The sequence below is a fragment of the Caldicellulosiruptor kronotskyensis 2002 genome, from assembly GCF_000166775.1.
Taxonomy (GTDB): domain Bacteria; phylum Bacillota; class Thermoanaerobacteria; order Caldicellulosiruptorales; family Caldicellulosiruptoraceae; genus Caldicellulosiruptor; species Caldicellulosiruptor kronotskyensis.
The window spans coordinates 1,984,136-1,999,933 of the sequence record NC_014720.1; the positions used below are offsets into that span (position 1 = coordinate 1,984,136).

A 15,798-nucleotide genomic window follows, 5' to 3' on the forward strand; every position below is an offset into this window, starting at 1 on the left:
AACTTAAAAAATATTTAATATCTTATCTTCTGGCAAGAAGCATGATAATCAGGGATGTCAAAGAAAAACAAATACTAACAAGGTATAAAAACAAGACTGTCTGTTTCTGATTCAAACCTGCCTCCAAAAGCCTAAAATGTACCTGGCTTCTGTCAGCTTGATAAATAGGCTTACCTTCTTTGATTCTCTTGAAGATAACAAAAAGGTTATCAAAAATAGGAAGACCCAACGTCAAAATAGGTACTATCAACGACACTACCGTTGCCACTTTAAATGTTCCTTCCACAGCAATTGTCCCAAGCACAAACCCTAAAAAAGTGGCACCACTGTCACCCATAAAGATTTTAGCTGGATGACGGTTGAATATCAAAAAAGCAGAAGACACACCCACTAAAGCTGCTGCCATATATGTTGAAACTCTTGCGGTTGATATTATGCTCAGGTTCATTAGCGCAACAAAAAACAGGGTTGTCCCGGAAATTGTGGTAATACCAGCTGCAAGTCCGTCTATACCATCAATAAAGTTTATAACAGTTGTTACTCCAAAAAGCCAAATAACTGTTGCTATATACTGGAACCAAACAGGAAAGCTTATGAATTTATGAGTAAAGGGATTTGTAATCCCTTCAATCTGTATTCCCATAAAGAATACTATTGAACATGCTAAAATCTGAACAATGAATTTTGGCAGGGCACTCAGTTCTTTCCCTTGTGATTTATACCAGTCATCTAAAAGACCTATTGCTAAAATCAAACATGAAGCAATAAAAAATCCCAAAAATTCTTTACTTAAACCTCTTATTAAAAATTGAGATATGAAAAAAGCTAAAAAGAGAGCTATACCACCTGTCACCGGGATAGGTGTTGAATGAATTTTTCGCGCGTTTGGTCTGTCTACAAAACCAAGCTCAATAGATTTTTTCTGCACATATGGTGTGATGATGGTTACAAGGACAAATGCTACCAAAAACGAAAGTGCGTCTTTTATCACAAGTTCAGCCATGGGTAGTCCCTCCAAAGATTTTAAAACTTTTTAGTTTTTGTAAAATCAGCGTAAGAAGATAATCATACAGAATAAAAATAACTTCTGAAGAAACAACTGTAAGAAGCATTCCAAACTTGAAATGGGGAAGTTCCCTTATAATTAGTTTGAACATGAAATATAAAATAATTAATGCAAGGTTGTAATACAAAAACTTTAAAAAAAACTCTATATAAATAGGAAACCCTCTTTCACACAAAGCTTTTATTATGGGATATAGACCAAAAATTAAAATATAAACCATTGCCACAAACTTGTTAGGAATTAAAAATACCCCTAACAAAGAACTTGCAATATATACAATAAATCCCTCTTTAATCCCAAAGAGCCAAACTATGATCATAATACTTACAGAACAAAGTATATAAAATATGCTATTTGCCCGCGGCAAGATTGAAGCAAATATCAAAAAGATTATTGTCAGTGCCACCATCATACCTGCGTATGTTATTTTCCTTGTGCTCAAATATTCATCACCTTTTCATAAAAGAAGGTTTTTATGGGTTTTAACCCATATTTTTGAGGCATTATTATCTGTTCGGTTGAACCTACAAATAAGATACCGTTCATAACAAGTGACATATTAAAATTTCTGTAGACCATATCCTTTGCTTCTTCAGTAAAGTATATTAAAACATTGCGACATACAATCAGGTCAATATCCTTTGGATAAGGGTCTTTCAATAGGTCATGGTGTTTGAATTCAACACATCTTTTTATTTCATCACTTATGTAATATAATTCTCCATTTTCTTTAAAAAACCTTCTTACAAATTCTTGAGGCAGTCCTTCTAAGCTCTTTTTCATATATACTCCTTCTTTGGCTTTTCTTATAGCATCATCATCAATATCGGTTGCTAAAATCTTTATTTCACTCAAAGGGAAAAATCTTGTCAAAAGCATTACAATTGAATATGGCTCTTCACCTGTGGAACAGGCAGCAGACCATATCTTGGGTTTCTTTGTCCTCTTTAGTATATACGGCATTATTTCTTTTTCAAGTATCTCCCACTGTTGAGGGTTTCTATAAAATTCTGAGACATTGATTGTTAAATAATTTATAAATTCGTTGAAAAGTTTCTGGTCCTTTGTTAACGCATTGTAATAATCTGCAAAAGTTTCATATCCATTTTTTTTCATAAGAGACTCAATTCTTCTTTTCATTTGTTTTTCTTTATAATACGAAAGATTTATTCCTACATACTCCCAGATCTTTTTCTTGAACCACTCATAATCAAGTTGCATCTCTTACCCTCTTTCTACAAAATTTTATTGCTGACATTTTAGATTCGCATAAAATGCCTGAACATCTAAAACAAGATATACTCCCTCTTCTACAAACCCAACTCTTTTGAAAAAATTGTCATTGAGCCCCTTTTTTACTTTAACAAAACTTATTGAATTTCTATAACAGTAATTAATCTGCATTTTTAAAAGCCCATCTCCCAATCCCATGTTTCTATATTCTTCCTTTACAAAAATGGACAAGATCTCAGCTATACCATTTTCAATCTTGATCTGAGCAACTCCTAATATATTGCTGCCATCTAACACAACATGTGAAATTGCGTCTGCATTAAAAGGTACATTGTTGACACTACAAAAATTTTTGATTTTCTCTCGGTTTTCCAGTGGTACTTCTTTGATCTCAATCATCAAATTTTCCCTCTTTCAATACAAGAAAATATCTTATATAATTATAACAAATTCATGTTGACTTTGAAATGCCAATTAAAAAATATTTAAGCAGAAGCATTGCAGGAAGGAGATGAAAGAATGAATTTTACATTTGCAGTAATCACATGCTCGGACAAAGCTTCAAAAGGAGAAAGAGAGGATTTGAGCGCAAAAGTGTTAATTGATATATTATCATCCCAAGGTTTTATAAATGTATTTTATAAGATTGTACCAGATGAGAAAGAAATGATAAAAGAAGCTATAGTTCAGGCACAAAAAAGCGGAGCAAACCTGATACTGACAACTGGTGGAACAGGATTTTATAAAAGAGATGTGACACCCGAGGCAACACTTGAAATTGTAGAAAAACAAACCCCAGGTATTTCAGAGCTTATAAGATATGAAACGGGAAAGATAAACATGAAAAGCTACCTTTCCCGTGCAGTCTCAGGAATATATAAAAATAGCTTAATAATAAATCTCCCAGGTTCACCAAAAGCAGTTAAAGAATGTTTAGAGGCAGTTTTGCCAATTTTAGAGCATGGTCTTAATATCCTTTTAGAAAATGAAAAAGAGTGTGGGAGCGGCTACTAAAAATTTCCTCACTCATTTAGAATTTCTATAATATCTCCTGTCTTAATCTTGCCGCCTTTTAATACCTTTGCAAAAAGACCTTCTTTTGGCATTATACAAACACCGACAGTCCGAGCAATTTCACAGCCACTGCCATGGCACTTTTTCCCTATCTGGCTTATCTCAAGCAACACATTATTCCCTATTTTCAGTTTTGTTCCAAGTGAAATCCTTTGCAAGTCTAAATTCTCTGTTGTTATATTTTCTGCAAACTTTCCATAACAAAGACCTTTAAGACCGTACTGCTTTAGTTTCTTTATGCTTGATATATCAAGAAGGCTCACCTGACGATGAGAAGACCCTGCATGGGCATCACCTTCAATCCCATAGTCTTCAATCAAAATGGCCTCACTCACTGGTTCTTTTGGAGTCCCTTTTTGTCTGCTGATGTTGATTGACACAACCTTTGCAGTTTTATTTTCATTTTCAAAAATATAATGTCCAGATTTTCCCCCAGATTTTTCTATAAGCCTGACATCAGTAATTACCATATCTTTTTTTACCGCTTTGCACATGTCATATACTGTCTCTAAAAAAATAACCACTGCTGTGATTGCTTCCATCTCAGCACCTGTTTTTGCCTCAGTTTTTATTTCTGATACCGCTTCAATGTACCCTTCTTCCCTGTCTATTTTATACGAAACATCAACAAAAGACAAAAATATGTTGTGACAAAGAGGTATGAGTTCAAACGTCTTTTTGGCGGCATTAATAGCTGCAACCTTAGCAGTTGCAAACACATCCCCTTTTGGTAAAAGCCCATTTTCAATTGCTTCAATAACATCCTTTCCTACAAAGATCTTCCCGCTTGCTCTTGCAACCCTAAAACTTTCTTCTTTTGATGTCACATCTACCATCTTGGGAAGACCATCTTTGTCAATATGTGAAAATTCCATCTTCAATCTACCCTCCTATTTTGAACATCGGCATATCTGATTCTAAACTTCTTATTAGCTTTTTTTGTTTGACAAAATCTTCTATCTTTTTCAGCAAGAGTTTTTCATCATCCAGAAACTTTCTTAGCTCTAAACCATTCTTATCAAACAGACAGTTGTAAAGCACGCCAGTTGATGAGACTCTGACTTTATTACACGTTTTGCAGAAATGGTCTGATACAGAACTTATAAATCCTACATTGTAGTCAAAATCTTCAACATAGTAATATTTAGCAGCTGAAACTTCATCTGTAGCCACTTCTTTTATTCCTTTGAACCTTTTGATAACCTCATTTTTGCTTACAAATTCATCTTCAAAGATTTGGTTGGCAATACCAATAGGCATAAGTTCAATAAAGCGAATAATAACATTCCTCTTTTTCGCAAAGGAAATCAAATCTTCTATCTCATCAAGGTTAACAGAGCGAATGAGCACAGTGTTTATTTTCACTCTCTTGTGCTCTCTCAACTCATCTATCGCTGTCAAAACCTTATCTAAACCATCAATTCCTGTTACAGACCTGTACTTTTCTTTATCCAATGTATCAAGAGAAATATTTACTGATTTGAGCGGACTTTTAATAATCTTTTTAATCTTTTCGGTATCTAACCAACCATTTGTTGTTATATTTATATTTTCTATACCAATACTGTGTGCAAACTCAATTATCTCAACAATGTCATCTCTCAAAAAAGGCTCTCCGCCAGTAATCCGAAGCTTTTGTATTCCAAGCTTTTTAAATGCAGAGATTATCCTAAATATTTCTTCTTTTGAAAGCTGGTCTATCCTTTCATAATACAAATCCTTTGTTCGGCAATACATGCAAAAAAAGTTGCATCTATCAGTCACAGAAAGCCTTAAATAGTCTATTTTTCTTGAAAAACCATCAAACATTTTCATCACCTTTTTCAAATCATCTTGACCTCAACCAAACTTCCCTCTTCCACCACATCCACATTTATTGGCACAACTATATACCCATCTGCCCGTATCAAACTTGAAATCACGCTTGCTCCTCTTTTTAAAACTCTTGCATGGTTTTTGCCATCCTTGTTTTCAACCTGTACTCTTATATACTCCTCAGCTCCAACGTCTGACCCAACTCTTCTTTCCAGTACAGCCATAACCGTCTTTTCTTTCGGATTCAACAAATATGTGTCAAAGAAAGCCTTTAAAAAAATCTCTTTAAGAGCAAAAAACATAGAAACAGGAAAACCGGGAAGTCCTATCACAAGTTTCCCATTTATCTCACCTATGACTGTTGGCTTTCCAGGTTTTATAGCTATGCCATGTATTGAAACTTTGCCAAGACTTTGAATTGCCTCATATGTCAAATCTTTGTCACCTTTAGATGACCCAGCATTTACAAACACAATATCAAATTCATCTAAAAGTTTTTTCAAAGTTTCTTTAATAGCATTTAAATGGTTGGTTACTGGTTTGAAAATACCAATTTCAAAACCGTACTGACATAGAAGCTCATTAAAAATAACCGAATTGAATTCTACAAGCTGGTTAGATTTTTCAATTATGTCAACAAGTTCATCTCCGGTTGGCAGAAAAGCAACTTTTGGCATTTTGTAAACCTTGACAGTAAGCCAACCACCAGCTTTCAGATATACCTTGTCAAAAAATGTCAAAAACTCACCTTTTTTGATTACCATATCACCTTCTTTTATATCCTCGCCCTGTGAACGAACGTTTTGACGCGGATAGTAGCTTTGAAAAATTTTTATTTTACCGCCTTCAACTTGGACATCTTCAAAAGGAATAACAGCATTAAAATTCTCTATACTTTCGCCTGTTTGGACGACCTTGAAACTTTCAATATATTTTTGATTTGTATCATAAGCGTCGAATGTTTCTTCAGCCATCACAGCATATCCATCCATTGCAGCAACATCTACAGGTGGGGACGTGTGAATAGCTTTGTAATCCTCTGCAACAAATCTATTTTTTGCATCATACAATGAAATCTCCTCTTCTTTTAATACCAGATATTTCTTTAAAATTTCCTGTATACAAGCTCTTGCTTGCTGGGGAAGCACAGCCGAAAAATGATAATCTTTCATATCAATATCACCTCAACAATATCTCCTGACCTGATACCAGTTTTTGTTGCATCAACTCTTATATATCCACTTGCATTATTCAAAAGATTTATCGAACCTGATTTTCCATAAAGAGGCTCAGCTAAAATCTCATCACCAAAATGAAGTTTTACAAACACAAACTCGGTTCTGCCGGATGAAGTTGCAATGCTTGTCTTCATCTTTGCAAGAACTTTTCTGGAAGTGTCCTGCTGATGTAATATTATGTCCATAAGTTTTTTTACAAAAAAGTTGAATATAAAAAGGCAAGACACAGGATGACCAGGAAGCCCAAAAACCGCTTTTATTCCAACCTTTGCTATTATTGTTGGTTTGCCCGGTTTTATTGAAACACCGTCAACAAGCACCTTAGAATCTTTTAGGCTCTCAATAGCTTTTAAAGTGTTGTCGTATGTGCCAACAGAACTTCCACCTGAAATAAGAACAATGTCATTTTCCTGCAAAGCTATGGAAAGAAGATCTTTCAAAGCCTCAAAATCATCTTTTACAATCCCGTACATTTTTGGCAGAGCATATTCCTTATAGCATGATGTAAATAAGGTAAATGAGTTTACGTCATAAATTTTTGCGCTATCGAGCTTTTCATCCTGTGATATTATCTCGTCTCCTGTTGAGACGATACCCACTCTTATTTTTTTAAAAACTTCCACTTCCTTTTTCCCTATTGCAGCCAGCACACCAATTTGAGCAGGCTCAAGCTTCTGATATTTCTTAATGACAATGCTATCTTTTTTTATATCCTCACCTTTTCTAAGTATATTCTCGCCAGGTTTTGCTGGCTTGAAAACATAGAGTTTCCCATCCTCTTCAATAGTATTTTCAATCATCACAATGGCATTGGCATTTTGTGGTATACATCCTCCTGTGAATATCCTTGCAGCCTGTCCTTTTTGTATTTGAAAGTTTGGTACCTTACCGGTTTTCACCTCGCCTACTATTTCAAACACGGCCGGGTTTTCATCATTTGCTTCAAACGTCTCTTCACATCTTAGTGCATATCCATCAACAGTGGACTTGTCAAAGTGAGGAACATCTATCTCTGCTATAATATCCTGAGCACAAATTCTAAAAACAGCTTCTTGGATAGATACCTTTTCTGATGGAAGATTAAAATTACAAAACTCATCTTTAAGTATCTCAAAGACCTCAAAATATGTTTTTAATACCTTCATCTGGCAACATCACCCTCTATAATAATCTGACCATTTTCAAAATATATCATATTACCCCTCAAAGTTGCACTTTGATGGTGCGTTACAACTATTATACACCTTTTTTGAGCTTCATCTTCTATAAGTCTATATACAAACTCCTTTACATCTTTGTCGAGAAAGGAATCGGGCTCATCCAAAAAAAGTACATCAGAAGGTATATAAAACGCTCTTAAGAAACTTACTAGCTGTCTCTGCCCAGCCGAGAGCTGATTTATGTTGGTTTTAAGAGGAACACCAAACATCTTTAAAACCTCTTGTGCAGACTTTAGCCTCTCATGCGAAAGAGCAAGTGCAAGATTATATTCAACCGACCCTCTAAAAAAATATGGCTGCTGCGGAAGCATAATGTTTTTCTTAAACAGATTGTGTATCCGCCCTGAATATTCTTTGTCTTTTCCAAACAACATTTTCAAAAATGTGGTCTTCCCGCAACCGTTTGGTCCTTTTATGATATAAATACCTTTCTTCCCAAATATGAGACTTTTGCACTCAAACAATATCTTCTGTCCAAAACTCTTTTTCACATCTTTTACCTCAATCAACAACATCACCCTGCAATATTTGCAAAAATGTATTAAAAGTAAATGAGATGGCAAGTAGCGCCGCACCCAGCAAAAGAGCGTTTGAAAACTCACCTTTGGTAATTTCAAAAATTATGGCTGTTGTCAAAATTCGTGTGCTTCCTTCTATGTTACCTCCAACAATCAAAACTCCACCAACCTCAGAAATTGACCTTGATAGTCCCAAAACAATAGCATACATTATTTCTTTTGAATATTCCTTCATAATGGCTGTATACCTTTTACGTCCTTTTATGTTCAAATAATCTAAGTTTTCAAGAACCTTATCTATGTTTTTAAGTCCAGACAGGGTATAAAGCATCACTATAGGAACAATTAATATTACCTGGGTAATTATCATAGCCCATTTGGTAAAAAGCATGTCCAAAAAACCAAGAGGACCTTTTCTGGAAAAAAGTATGTATATAAGCAGCCCTGCAAGCACAGGCGGTAACCCAGATAGAGTATAAACTATTCTAATTAGTATTTTCCTGTATTTAAACCTTTTGACTTTGAGAAAATACCCTGCAGAAACACCTATCAAAACTGCCAAGAATGTCGAAGGAATACAAACAGCCAAGGTTGAAATAACTACATTAGCCAGCATCTTGCTACCTCTTGACCACTTATTTTACAACTCTATAGACTTCTTTTTTGAAGAATTTTTGGTTAAAAGAATTTACAAGATTTTTGAATTCTTTGCTTTTTAAGTAAGAGGCAAATTTGGAAAGCTGTGCTTTTTTAGGTGAGTAAGCAAAGTAATAAATATTTGTAAGTACTTGCTCCTTTGGATTTTGGTAAACTACATCCAAGCTATCTAATTTATCTTTCATTTTATAAAATGTTGCTTCATCAGTGAGAATAAAAGCTCCCTTCTCATTTGCAAGATTTAGACTCATTCCCATACCCAGACCTGATTTTATATAACCTTCAAAATCAGGTTTGAGTTTGGATAGTCTCCATATCTCAATTTCTCTAATGTAAGTTGCTGAGTTGTCTGCACGTGACACAAATTTAAAGTTATTTTTTCTTATCAGTGCAAAAGCTTCTTGGACACTTTTTACTTCTTTAAGTAGATCTTTTTTATCTTTGGGTCCAACAAGTATAAAATAATTCAAAACAAACGCAGTATAACCATTTATAAGCTTCTCTTTTTTAAGCTCATTCAAAAACGACTTTTCATGTATTATTATCCCATCAACGTCACCATTTTTGAATATTTTTACCGCCTGACCGCTTCCTACTGAAATGAAATTGAACTTTACATTATTTTTCTTTTCAAAGGCAGGTGTAACAAAGTCCAAAAAACCACTGTCATATATACTTGTAGTTGTAGCTATCCTGTAAGTTTTAGAATATGAAAATGAAAGATAGCTAAAAGTAGCAACCAAAATAAAAGCAAGTAACGATGCCAAAATTTTGAATAATTTACCTTCTTTCATCTTTATAACCTCGCATTTATATTTTCCAAAACAAAAAAGGATACTCCCCCGCTTTGAAATTTTGAAGCAAAAGAGTATCCTTCTAAAACCAAGTTTTAGAAGAATCTTTCCTTTCCAAAGCGGGAGGCGCAGAGGTTTCCCAAATCTGCACCCTATCGGCCACAGCTCCATGAAGAGGATACACCCTCTTTTTAGGCTTCTGTGGCTCGGAAAGATTCTAAAATTCAAAAACTCTGTATTCATTTGTCAGAAGATTTACAACCATACACTTTCCGATTAAGTTCTCACCTTGAACTGATATCAGCTTACAAAATTCAGAAAGTTCCAAAGCTGCTGTCAGCATTGGTGCAAAAATAGGGTTGCCCATGTCTTTTTCAGCACCTTCAACATTTGTCTCTCCCAAAAGTTTTTCAATCCCTGGTGTGTCTTTTGTTATGACGGCAATCTGAGCATACCAGCCAGCACATCCGCCGTGAATTAATATTTTTCCCATATTTTGTGCAAACTTTGAAAGACTCTTTCTTATTTCTATATTGTCAGTTGCATCGAATATATAACTTGCTTCCATCAAAAATATATCAAGGTTCTCTAAATAAGCCTTTTCCTTTATTGGCTCAAAATAAACTGCAGGGTTTATCTCTTTTACCCTTTTTTCAGCCTCAAACACTTTGAATTTTCCAAGGTTGTTTACGTTAGAAATTATCTGCCTATTGAGGTTAGTCTCATCAAAAGAGTCCATATCAACAGCAATAATCTTTTTCACACCAAGCCGCGCAAGTCCTTCTATCAAAAAACCACCTATTCCACCCACTCCAACAACCGCAACTGTTGTTGAAAGAAGTTTTTTTTGAGCATCTATACTCAAGGCACCCAGATTTTTTAGATATCTTTTTTGCACAGCCATATATTAGCCTCCAGTTGCATAAGGAGTTATATACACACTATCATTTTCCGACAAAACATAGTCAAAGTCAACTCTTTTTTGATTGACAATCACAAACCCAACCTTGTCTTTTGGAATGTTTAAGTTTTCAAGAAGCTTTTCTACATTTGTGTTCGGGGCAATCTCAACTTCCATTTTCCCAATTTTGCTACCGTACCTTCCAAAAAAACTATTTACCTCTACTCCAATCTTCATATTCCTTCTCCACCCTCTCGATATACATCTTCAAAAGCCTATTTAACCTCTCTTCATCCATCTTACCCCACATTGTCGGTGTTTCAAATATTCTCTTAGGAAACTTATAATTTTCAAGTGAATATCCAAGTTCTTTCTTGATTTTCAGCTTTGTAAAAAATATGTCATTCGCAAGTCTTGTTAGGTCATCGTCTGTCCAGTTTATACCAACGGAATTTAATGCTTTCAAAATGGTTGGCCTGTCATACACCTTTCGGGCAAACAGACATATGCAAAGTGATGTGAGCACTGCCCTTTCTTTTTCTTCATTAATTACATAATCTATTATTTCTTCATCTTTTAATTCTTTTGCACTCTGGTCATAAGAGTAACCTGCATTGTCTAAATGAGAATGCCTTGCACCAACTGTTTGACCAAGCGCAAATGCATAGCCTGTATGATATCCTGCCATTTCATTTCCACCATACAAAAGCGCAAACTCTTCCCCTCCATATTTTTTTACAGCTTCTTTCAAACCTTTACCAATTGTGAAGTAAAACTCGTTGCTTCTATCTGCAATATTGTCAATTGCTTTAACATATTCCATAGTGTTGCCAAACTCAAGGTCAGCAAGAGTGTCTTCTCTTGAGATAAACCCTTTTTTGAGCGCTTCTGTTGCCCATGCCAATACAACACCTGTTGAAATAGCATCAAGTCCTACAAGTTCAACCTCATCTATAATCTGCAAAACCTCGTCTGTTGTTTTTATTCCCAAAAGGCTTCCAAGTGCGTATATAAGTTCATGGTCATATGAAACAGAAATAGATTCATACTCATATCCCTTGTCAAACTCGCGTCTGAACTGTCCTATATGGATGCATCCAATAGGACAACCTACACACGAAACCTTTCTGACAAGGTTTTTCTCAGCAAATGTCTCACCTGAGATATCGTCCGCATGCTCAAATGTTGACTGAAGTAAATTCTTAGTTGGAAGAGAACTTATGCTATTTAGAACTTTGATATTCATAGGTGTTCCAAGCTCATGATACTTAGCCATTGCATCTGTCTGTGTAACTTTTTTGTATATCTCCTGATAAGTCTTAAAGTATTCTTTAAGGTTGGCAATTGGCAAGTCCTCTTCTCCCATTATCATCATAGCTTTGAGGTTCTTGCTTCCAAAGACCGCTCCAATTCCAAGTCTTCCAAAATGCCTGTAGGTATCAACATTGACACAAGAGTATGTTACAAGGTTTTCTCCTGCCTTGCCAATTCTGATTATGCTTCTTTTACCTGGACCTGGCTCTCTTTCTCTTATCACTCTTCCTGTTTCTTCTATGTCAAGTCCCCACATAGCCCTTGCATCTTTAAATTCAATATTCTTATCTGTAATGACAAGGTATGTTGGCTTTTGAGCCTTTCCTGTTATTACTATTGCATCATATCCCGCATTTCTTATAGCCATTGCAAGTCTTCCACCTGCATGACTTTCACCATACTCGCCTGTGTGAGGTGAAATAAAGGTTGCTACAGCTTTTGTCACAACAGGAAAGATTGTTGAAAGAGGTCCGATTGAAATGATTAACGGCTGGCTTTCATGCAAAGGGTCAACACCTTTTTTCATGTTTTCCTCTAAAAGCTTTGCAGCAACACCTGCTCCGCCTAAGTATTTATAAAGATCCTTCCTTTCTTGAATGTCTGCTTTTTTGTTTGTAAGGTCTATATAAAGCACTTTTATAAAGTCTTTGCCTATCATCTTACTCGCTCACCTCTTCCATTGAAAGACAATTGTGTGGACACATTCTCACACATGCCCCACAGTGTTTACAAACAATTGGGATTTTCCTATCATAGTCCATGTGAATTGAGCCAACTATACACGCGCTAACACATTTTTCACATGCAATGCATTTTTCTTCGATTAGCTTAACACCGCCACCTGGCCTTTTAACAAGAGCATTTGTAGGACAAGCCTCTGCACACGCTGGTTCTTTGCACGCAACACAAATTGTTGCTGCAAACTTACTCTGAAGTCCTCCTCTTGTCTTAACTTTTATTGAGCTTTTTGCAAGGTTGTGATTGTTATGGTTCACCGCTGCGCATGTAAGCATGCATGTAAAACACCCCAAGCACTTGTTCATGTTATCAGCTCGAAGAACCTTTGGCAATTAAATCACCACCTGTAAAATCATATTTAAAACTTTCCAATATTATTATCCTCCAAAAATACTATTTTAATTAATACCCAAAATATTAAACCTTTAATCACCCAAAAATCAAATTTCGTTTAAAATTTAACAATTTTATTATATCACCTAAAATGAAAGTTTACAAGAGGCTACTTGCAATTTATTATTTGTGTTTTTGGTCAGGATATTATATAATTTTAACCAAATTATATTTCACATTATTGAGGGGTGCTAAAGGCAAATGAAGCTTGGAAGATTTTCTTATGCAAACAAAACATTTTTCGGACTTGTTGAAGGTAGCTCAGTGAAGGTTTTGAAAAGTCTTGCCCCACTTAAAGTAAGCGATCAATCTTATCCCATAGAAGAGTTGAAAATTTTGCCGCCTATCAAGCCTTCAAAGATTGTATGTGTAGGTCTTAACTACAAAGACCATGCGAAAGAGCTGGGACTTGAGCTTCCTGAAAGTCCCGTGCTGTTCCTAAAACCTTCAACATGTGTGATTGGTCACAACGACAGTATAATTTATCCGCAGCACATGAGTAGCCAGGTGGACTATGAAGGAGAGCTTGCGGTTGTCATAAAAAAAGAGTGTCGCAATGTAAAACCCCAAGAGGTAGATGAGTACATACTTGGCTATACATGCGCAAATGATGTAACTGCAAGGGATTTACAACCCAAAAACGGTCAGTGGACTGTAGCAAAATCTTTTGATACTTTTTTGCCACTTGGTCCTATTATAACAGATGAAATTGACCCAAACAATAGTCCAATCAAAACTTATCTTAACGGCAAAATTGTTCAAAATTCCAATACAAGCAATTTCATCTTCACCGTGCAGGAGCTTGTAAGTTATATAAGCTCTATAATGACCTTAAAATCTTTTGATGTGATAATTACAGGAACACCTTCTGGCATTGGAAGTATGAAAAAAGGAGATGTTGTTGAAGTTGAAATTGAGGGAATTGGAAAGCTTATTAATTATGTAAAATAAAGGCTGGCAGTTTTAATTGTGCCAGCCTCTCAAGACTTTTTTATACAGCATTGTGAACAAATGCAACTATCTTTCTGCATGGAATGTCAACTATTGAACCAAGTCCGCAAAATCTTCTGTGTGGTGGGCAACATCTTTCTCTTCGATGATGTCCATCAATTTCTTCTCTAGAGTCATATCCTCTGTACCAGAAGGGGTCATCTGGTGGTGTCCCTATAGTTACAATAAGCCTTATAAACCTTGGTGTGACAAGTGCCAAAACACCTGTAAATCCCTGTCCGCTTTCTCCTCCGCTTTCTGTGAAAACTGTAACTGTCTCACCCAAGTATCTTCTCATGTGCTCACAAATGTCGTGGTAATGATGTTCATGACCTTCATACCTCAAATCCAATTCTTCTGACATACATTCCTACCTCCCATAATTCATATTATGTCTTCTTCTATTGACATAATATGAATTATGAGTAAACTGTGTTACATAAAATTTTTTAACTTCCAAAATCCTCAATTATCTTTATTGCATCTTCAAACGAGTTAACCACGATTCCTTTTTTTAAATCATTGACCTCTTGTTCTGGTAAGTTTTCAATACCAATTGGAGTAATGAGCTTTAGAGTATCACCATCGACAGGCTGCGAATAAAATATAGCTACTCTTCCGTCTTTTATAGAAATTATAAAATGATTGGGGCAAAAACCGTCAAATACACGGCTTATCACCACATACTTAGAGCTAAATGCATCTATTTCCCATTCTGCAAACATATTTTTAAAGTCCTGTTTTGACATCCCTACATATTCTTTTGGTACTAATTTTTTCTCTTCAATGACATGTCCACATCCTTTAAAATATTTTCTTACAATAAACAAAGTGTTATCAACTATCCTGCTTTCTCTATCTTTGTTTATATACGCAATCTGGGTTACATTCTTTCCCTTTACATCCTTTTCAGATTTTACTTTTCCTCTTTCTAATGTTATAGTAAACCCCACTGCAAATGACACTATAAACAAGAAAATAATAATAGCAGTGAGCGTGGCAGTTTTAAAATACAGTTTCATTTCTTGTAGCCCCCATCAATAACTCAAACTTTTTTTACTATTATTCCCTGCCAAACCCACTGCTATACATAGAATTTACTCCTCATCTTCTTCCCAGTTATGATATACCTCTTTCACATCATCGTTGTCTTCGAGCATATCAATAAGTCTTCTCATCTTCTGGGCATCCTCACTTGAAAGTTTTACATATGTCTGGGGAATCATCTCTATCTGTGCTCTTATAAATGTAAAACCTTCTTTTTCCAGACCTTCTCTGACCTTTGAAAAATCCTCAGGTGATGTAATTATCTCATATATATCGTCCTCTGAGGAGAAATCCTCAGCACCATACTCTAACGCCTTTTCCATCACAAAGTCCTCATCCGGAAAACTTTCTTTTTCAATAACTATAACACCTTTTCTGCTGAACATCCATGAAACACAGCCTGTTTGACCAAGATTACCACCATTTTTGTCAAAAATGTGTCTTAGCTCACCTGCAGTTCTATTTCTGTTGTTCGTCATTGCCTCAACAATAACTGCAACTCCACCAGGTCCATAACCCTCGTACGTAATGTCTTCGTATCCTGTTGTGTCAATCTCACCAGCTGCCCTCTTTATAAACCCCATTATCTTATCCATGGGCATGTTGTTTGCCTTAGCTTTTGCGATTACATCCCTGAGCTTTGGGTTTGTCTCAGGGTCAGGGCCATACATCTTTGCAACAACCATAAGCTCTCTACCAAGTTTTGTAAAAAGTTTCCCTTTCTGTGCGTCTGTCTTTTCTTTTTTGTGTTTTATATTCGCCCACTTTGAATGTCCAGCCATATTCTTACTTCCCCCTAC

Annotated in this window: 20 protein-coding genes and 1 riboswitch; of the genes, 2 read left to right on the forward strand and 18 right to left on the reverse strand. The window is 35.6% G+C overall.

The window, feature by feature from the left end:
• Positions 1–22: 22 nt before the first annotated feature.
• The 4 genes from CALKRO_RS09165 to CALKRO_RS09180 are packed head-to-tail and all read right to left on the reverse strand — an operon-like array spanning position 23 to position 2,698.
• Positions 23–1,003: an MraY family glycosyltransferase gene (locus tag CALKRO_RS09165; RefSeq protein ID WP_013430751.1), complete on the reverse strand. Its 981-nt coding sequence runs from the start codon at positions 1,001–1,003 to the stop codon at positions 23–25.
• The gene (locus tag CALKRO_RS09170; protein ID WP_013430752.1) at positions 996–1,508 is read right to left on the reverse strand and encodes an ECF transporter S component; all 513 of its coding nucleotides are present in this window, start codon (positions 1,506–1,508) and stop codon (positions 996–998) included. Before CALKRO_RS09170 ends, CALKRO_RS09165 begins: the two co-directional genes overlap by 8 nt.
• Entirely contained in the window at positions 1,505–2,287 is a 783-nt protein-coding gene (locus tag CALKRO_RS09175; protein WP_013430753.1) for a CheR family methyltransferase, read from the reverse strand. The genes CALKRO_RS09170 and CALKRO_RS09175 overlap by 4 nt, the downstream gene beginning before the upstream one ends.
• A gap of 24 nt (positions 2,288–2,311) precedes the next feature.
• Positions 2,312–2,698, reverse strand: coding sequence for a GNAT family N-acetyltransferase (locus CALKRO_RS09180; protein WP_013430754.1), 387 nt, complete (start codon positions 2,696–2,698; stop codon positions 2,312–2,314).
• 120 nt (positions 2,699–2,818) lie between these two features.
• On the opposite strand from CALKRO_RS09180, the gene CALKRO_RS09185 reads away from it, so the two are divergent.
• Complete coding sequence (locus CALKRO_RS09185) at positions 2,819–3,313, forward strand: MogA/MoaB family molybdenum cofactor biosynthesis protein (protein ID WP_013430755.1); 495 nt, start codon at positions 2,819–2,821, stop codon at positions 3,311–3,313.
• 8 nt (positions 3,314–3,321) lie between these two features.
• Here CALKRO_RS09185 and CALKRO_RS09190 read toward each other — a convergent pair whose 3' ends face one another.
• From CALKRO_RS09190 to CALKRO_RS09240, 11 genes are all read right to left on the reverse strand, one after another.
• Positions 3,322–4,248 (reverse strand): cyclic pyranopterin monophosphate synthase MoaC/MOSC-domain-containing protein, encoded by a 927-nt coding sequence (locus CALKRO_RS09190; RefSeq protein WP_013430756.1) that lies wholly within the window; start codon positions 4,246–4,248, stop codon positions 3,322–3,324.
• A gap of 7 nt (positions 4,249–4,255) precedes the next feature.
• Positions 4,256–5,191, reverse strand: a complete 936-nt coding sequence (gene moaA, locus CALKRO_RS09195; RefSeq protein ID WP_237699156.1) for a GTP 3',8-cyclase MoaA — start codon at positions 5,189–5,191, stop codon at positions 4,256–4,258.
• 5 nt (positions 5,192–5,196) lie between these two features.
• A complete protein-coding gene (locus CALKRO_RS09200; RefSeq protein WP_013430758.1) occupies positions 5,197–6,360 on the reverse strand; it encodes a molybdopterin molybdotransferase MoeA in 1,164 nt (387 codons plus the stop codon).
• Positions 6,357–7,571, reverse strand: coding sequence for a molybdopterin molybdotransferase MoeA (locus CALKRO_RS09205; protein WP_013430759.1), 1,215 nt, complete (start codon positions 7,569–7,571; stop codon positions 6,357–6,359). Before CALKRO_RS09205 ends, CALKRO_RS09200 begins: the two co-directional genes overlap by 4 nt.
• A complete protein-coding gene (locus tag CALKRO_RS09210) occupies positions 7,568–8,155 on the reverse strand; it encodes an ATP-binding cassette domain-containing protein (protein WP_013430760.1) in 588 nt (195 codons plus the stop codon). The genes CALKRO_RS09205 and CALKRO_RS09210 overlap by 4 nt, the downstream gene beginning before the upstream one ends.
• Complete coding sequence (locus CALKRO_RS09215) at positions 8,148–8,780, reverse strand: ABC transporter permease (RefSeq protein ID WP_013430761.1); 633 nt, start codon at positions 8,778–8,780, stop codon at positions 8,148–8,150. The genes CALKRO_RS09210 and CALKRO_RS09215 overlap by 8 nt, the downstream gene beginning before the upstream one ends.
• Positions 8,781–8,799: 19 nt before the next feature.
• Positions 8,800–9,615: a substrate-binding domain-containing protein gene (locus CALKRO_RS09220; RefSeq protein WP_013430762.1), complete on the reverse strand. Its 816-nt coding sequence runs from the start codon at positions 9,613–9,615 to the stop codon at positions 8,800–8,802.
• 91 nt (positions 9,616–9,706) lie between these two features.
• Positions 9,707–9,839: riboswitch (molybdenum cofactor riboswitch) on the reverse strand.
• A complete protein-coding gene (locus CALKRO_RS09225; RefSeq protein ID WP_013430763.1) occupies positions 9,833–10,519 on the reverse strand; it encodes a HesA/MoeB/ThiF family protein in 687 nt (228 codons plus the stop codon). Its footprint overlaps the riboswitch before it by 7 nt.
• Positions 10,520–10,522: 3 nt before the next feature.
• Positions 10,523–10,753 (reverse strand): MoaD/ThiS family protein, encoded by a 231-nt coding sequence (locus CALKRO_RS09230; protein ID WP_013430764.1) that lies wholly within the window; start codon positions 10,751–10,753, stop codon positions 10,523–10,525.
• Positions 10,728–12,488: an aldehyde ferredoxin oxidoreductase N-terminal domain-containing protein gene (locus tag CALKRO_RS09235; RefSeq protein WP_013430765.1), complete on the reverse strand. Its 1,761-nt coding sequence runs from the start codon at positions 12,486–12,488 to the stop codon at positions 10,728–10,730. The genes CALKRO_RS09230 and CALKRO_RS09235 overlap by 26 nt, the downstream gene beginning before the upstream one ends.
• Before the next feature lies 1 nt (position 12,489).
• Positions 12,490–12,900 (reverse strand): 4Fe-4S binding protein, encoded by a 411-nt coding sequence (locus CALKRO_RS09240; protein ID WP_013403731.1) that lies wholly within the window; start codon positions 12,898–12,900, stop codon positions 12,490–12,492.
• A gap of 262 nt (positions 12,901–13,162) precedes the next feature.
• On the opposite strand from CALKRO_RS09240, the gene CALKRO_RS09245 reads away from it, so the two are divergent.
• Positions 13,163–13,912, forward strand: coding sequence for a fumarylacetoacetate hydrolase family protein (locus CALKRO_RS09245; RefSeq protein WP_013430766.1), 750 nt, complete (start codon positions 13,163–13,165; stop codon positions 13,910–13,912).
• Between the two features lie 40 nt (positions 13,913–13,952).
• On the opposite strand, the gene CALKRO_RS09250 is transcribed toward CALKRO_RS09245, so the two are convergent.
• From CALKRO_RS09250 to CALKRO_RS09260, 3 genes are all read right to left on the reverse strand, one after another.
• Positions 13,953–14,315 (reverse strand): hypothetical protein, encoded by a 363-nt coding sequence (locus tag CALKRO_RS09250; RefSeq protein WP_013430767.1) that lies wholly within the window; start codon positions 14,313–14,315, stop codon positions 13,953–13,955.
• An 85-nt stretch (positions 14,316–14,400) separates the two neighbouring features.
• Complete coding sequence (locus CALKRO_RS09255; RefSeq protein ID WP_013430768.1) at positions 14,401–14,973, reverse strand: BofC C-terminal domain-containing protein; 573 nt, start codon at positions 14,971–14,973, stop codon at positions 14,401–14,403.
• Positions 14,974–15,048: 75 nt separating this feature from the next.
• Positions 15,049–15,780, reverse strand: coding sequence for a YebC/PmpR family DNA-binding transcriptional regulator (locus CALKRO_RS09260; protein WP_013430769.1), 732 nt, complete (start codon positions 15,778–15,780; stop codon positions 15,049–15,051).
• Positions 15,781–15,798: the final 18 nt, after the last annotated feature.

Coding starts and splice junctions, on each gene's coding strand:
- CALKRO_RS09165 (WP_013430751.1), bottom strand. CDS start 1,003: ATGGCTGAACTTGTGATAAAAGACGCACTTTCGTTTTTGGTAGCATTT.
- CALKRO_RS09175 (WP_013430753.1), bottom strand. CDS start 2,287: ATGCAACTTGATTATGAGTGGTTCAAGAAAAAGATCTGGGAGTATGTA.
- CALKRO_RS09180 (WP_013430754.1), bottom strand. CDS start 2,698: ATGATTGAGATCAAAGAAGTACCACTGGAAAACCGAGAGAAAATCAAA.
- CALKRO_RS09185 (WP_013430755.1), top strand. CDS start 2,819: ATGAATTTTACATTTGCAGTAATCACATGCTCGGACAAAGCTTCAAAA.
- CALKRO_RS09190 (WP_013430756.1), bottom strand. CDS start 4,248: ATGGAATTTTCACATATTGACAAAGATGGTCTTCCCAAGATGGTAGAT.
- CALKRO_RS09200 (WP_013430758.1), bottom strand. CDS start 6,360: ATGAAAGATTATCATTTTTCGGCTGTGCTTCCCCAGCAAGCAAGAGCT.
- CALKRO_RS09205 (WP_013430759.1), bottom strand. CDS start 7,571: ATGAAGGTATTAAAAACATATTTTGAGGTCTTTGAGATACTTAAAGAT.
- CALKRO_RS09215 (WP_013430761.1), bottom strand. CDS start 8,780: ATGCTGGCTAATGTAGTTATTTCAACCTTGGCTGTTTGTATTCCTTCG.
- CALKRO_RS09220 (WP_013430762.1), bottom strand. CDS start 9,615: ATGAAAGAAGGTAAATTATTCAAAATTTTGGCATCGTTACTTGCTTTT.
- CALKRO_RS09225 (WP_013430763.1), bottom strand. CDS start 10,519: ATGGCTGTGCAAAAAAGATATCTAAAAAATCTGGGTGCCTTGAGTATA.
- CALKRO_RS09230 (WP_013430764.1), bottom strand. CDS start 10,753: ATGAAGATTGGAGTAGAGGTAAATAGTTTTTTTGGAAGGTACGGTAGC.
- CALKRO_RS09235 (WP_013430765.1), bottom strand. CDS start 12,488: ATGATAGGCAAAGACTTTATAAAAGTGCTTTATATAGACCTTACAAAC.
- CALKRO_RS09245 (WP_013430766.1), top strand. CDS start 13,163: ATGAAGCTTGGAAGATTTTCTTATGCAAACAAAACATTTTTCGGACTT.
- CALKRO_RS09250 (WP_013430767.1), bottom strand. CDS start 14,315: ATGTCAGAAGAATTGGATTTGAGGTATGAAGGTCATGAACATCATTAC.
- CALKRO_RS09255 (WP_013430768.1), bottom strand. CDS start 14,973: ATGAAACTGTATTTTAAAACTGCCACGCTCACTGCTATTATTATTTTC.
- CALKRO_RS09260 (WP_013430769.1), bottom strand. CDS start 15,780: ATGGCTGGACATTCAAAGTGGGCGAATATAAAACACAAAAAAGAAAAG.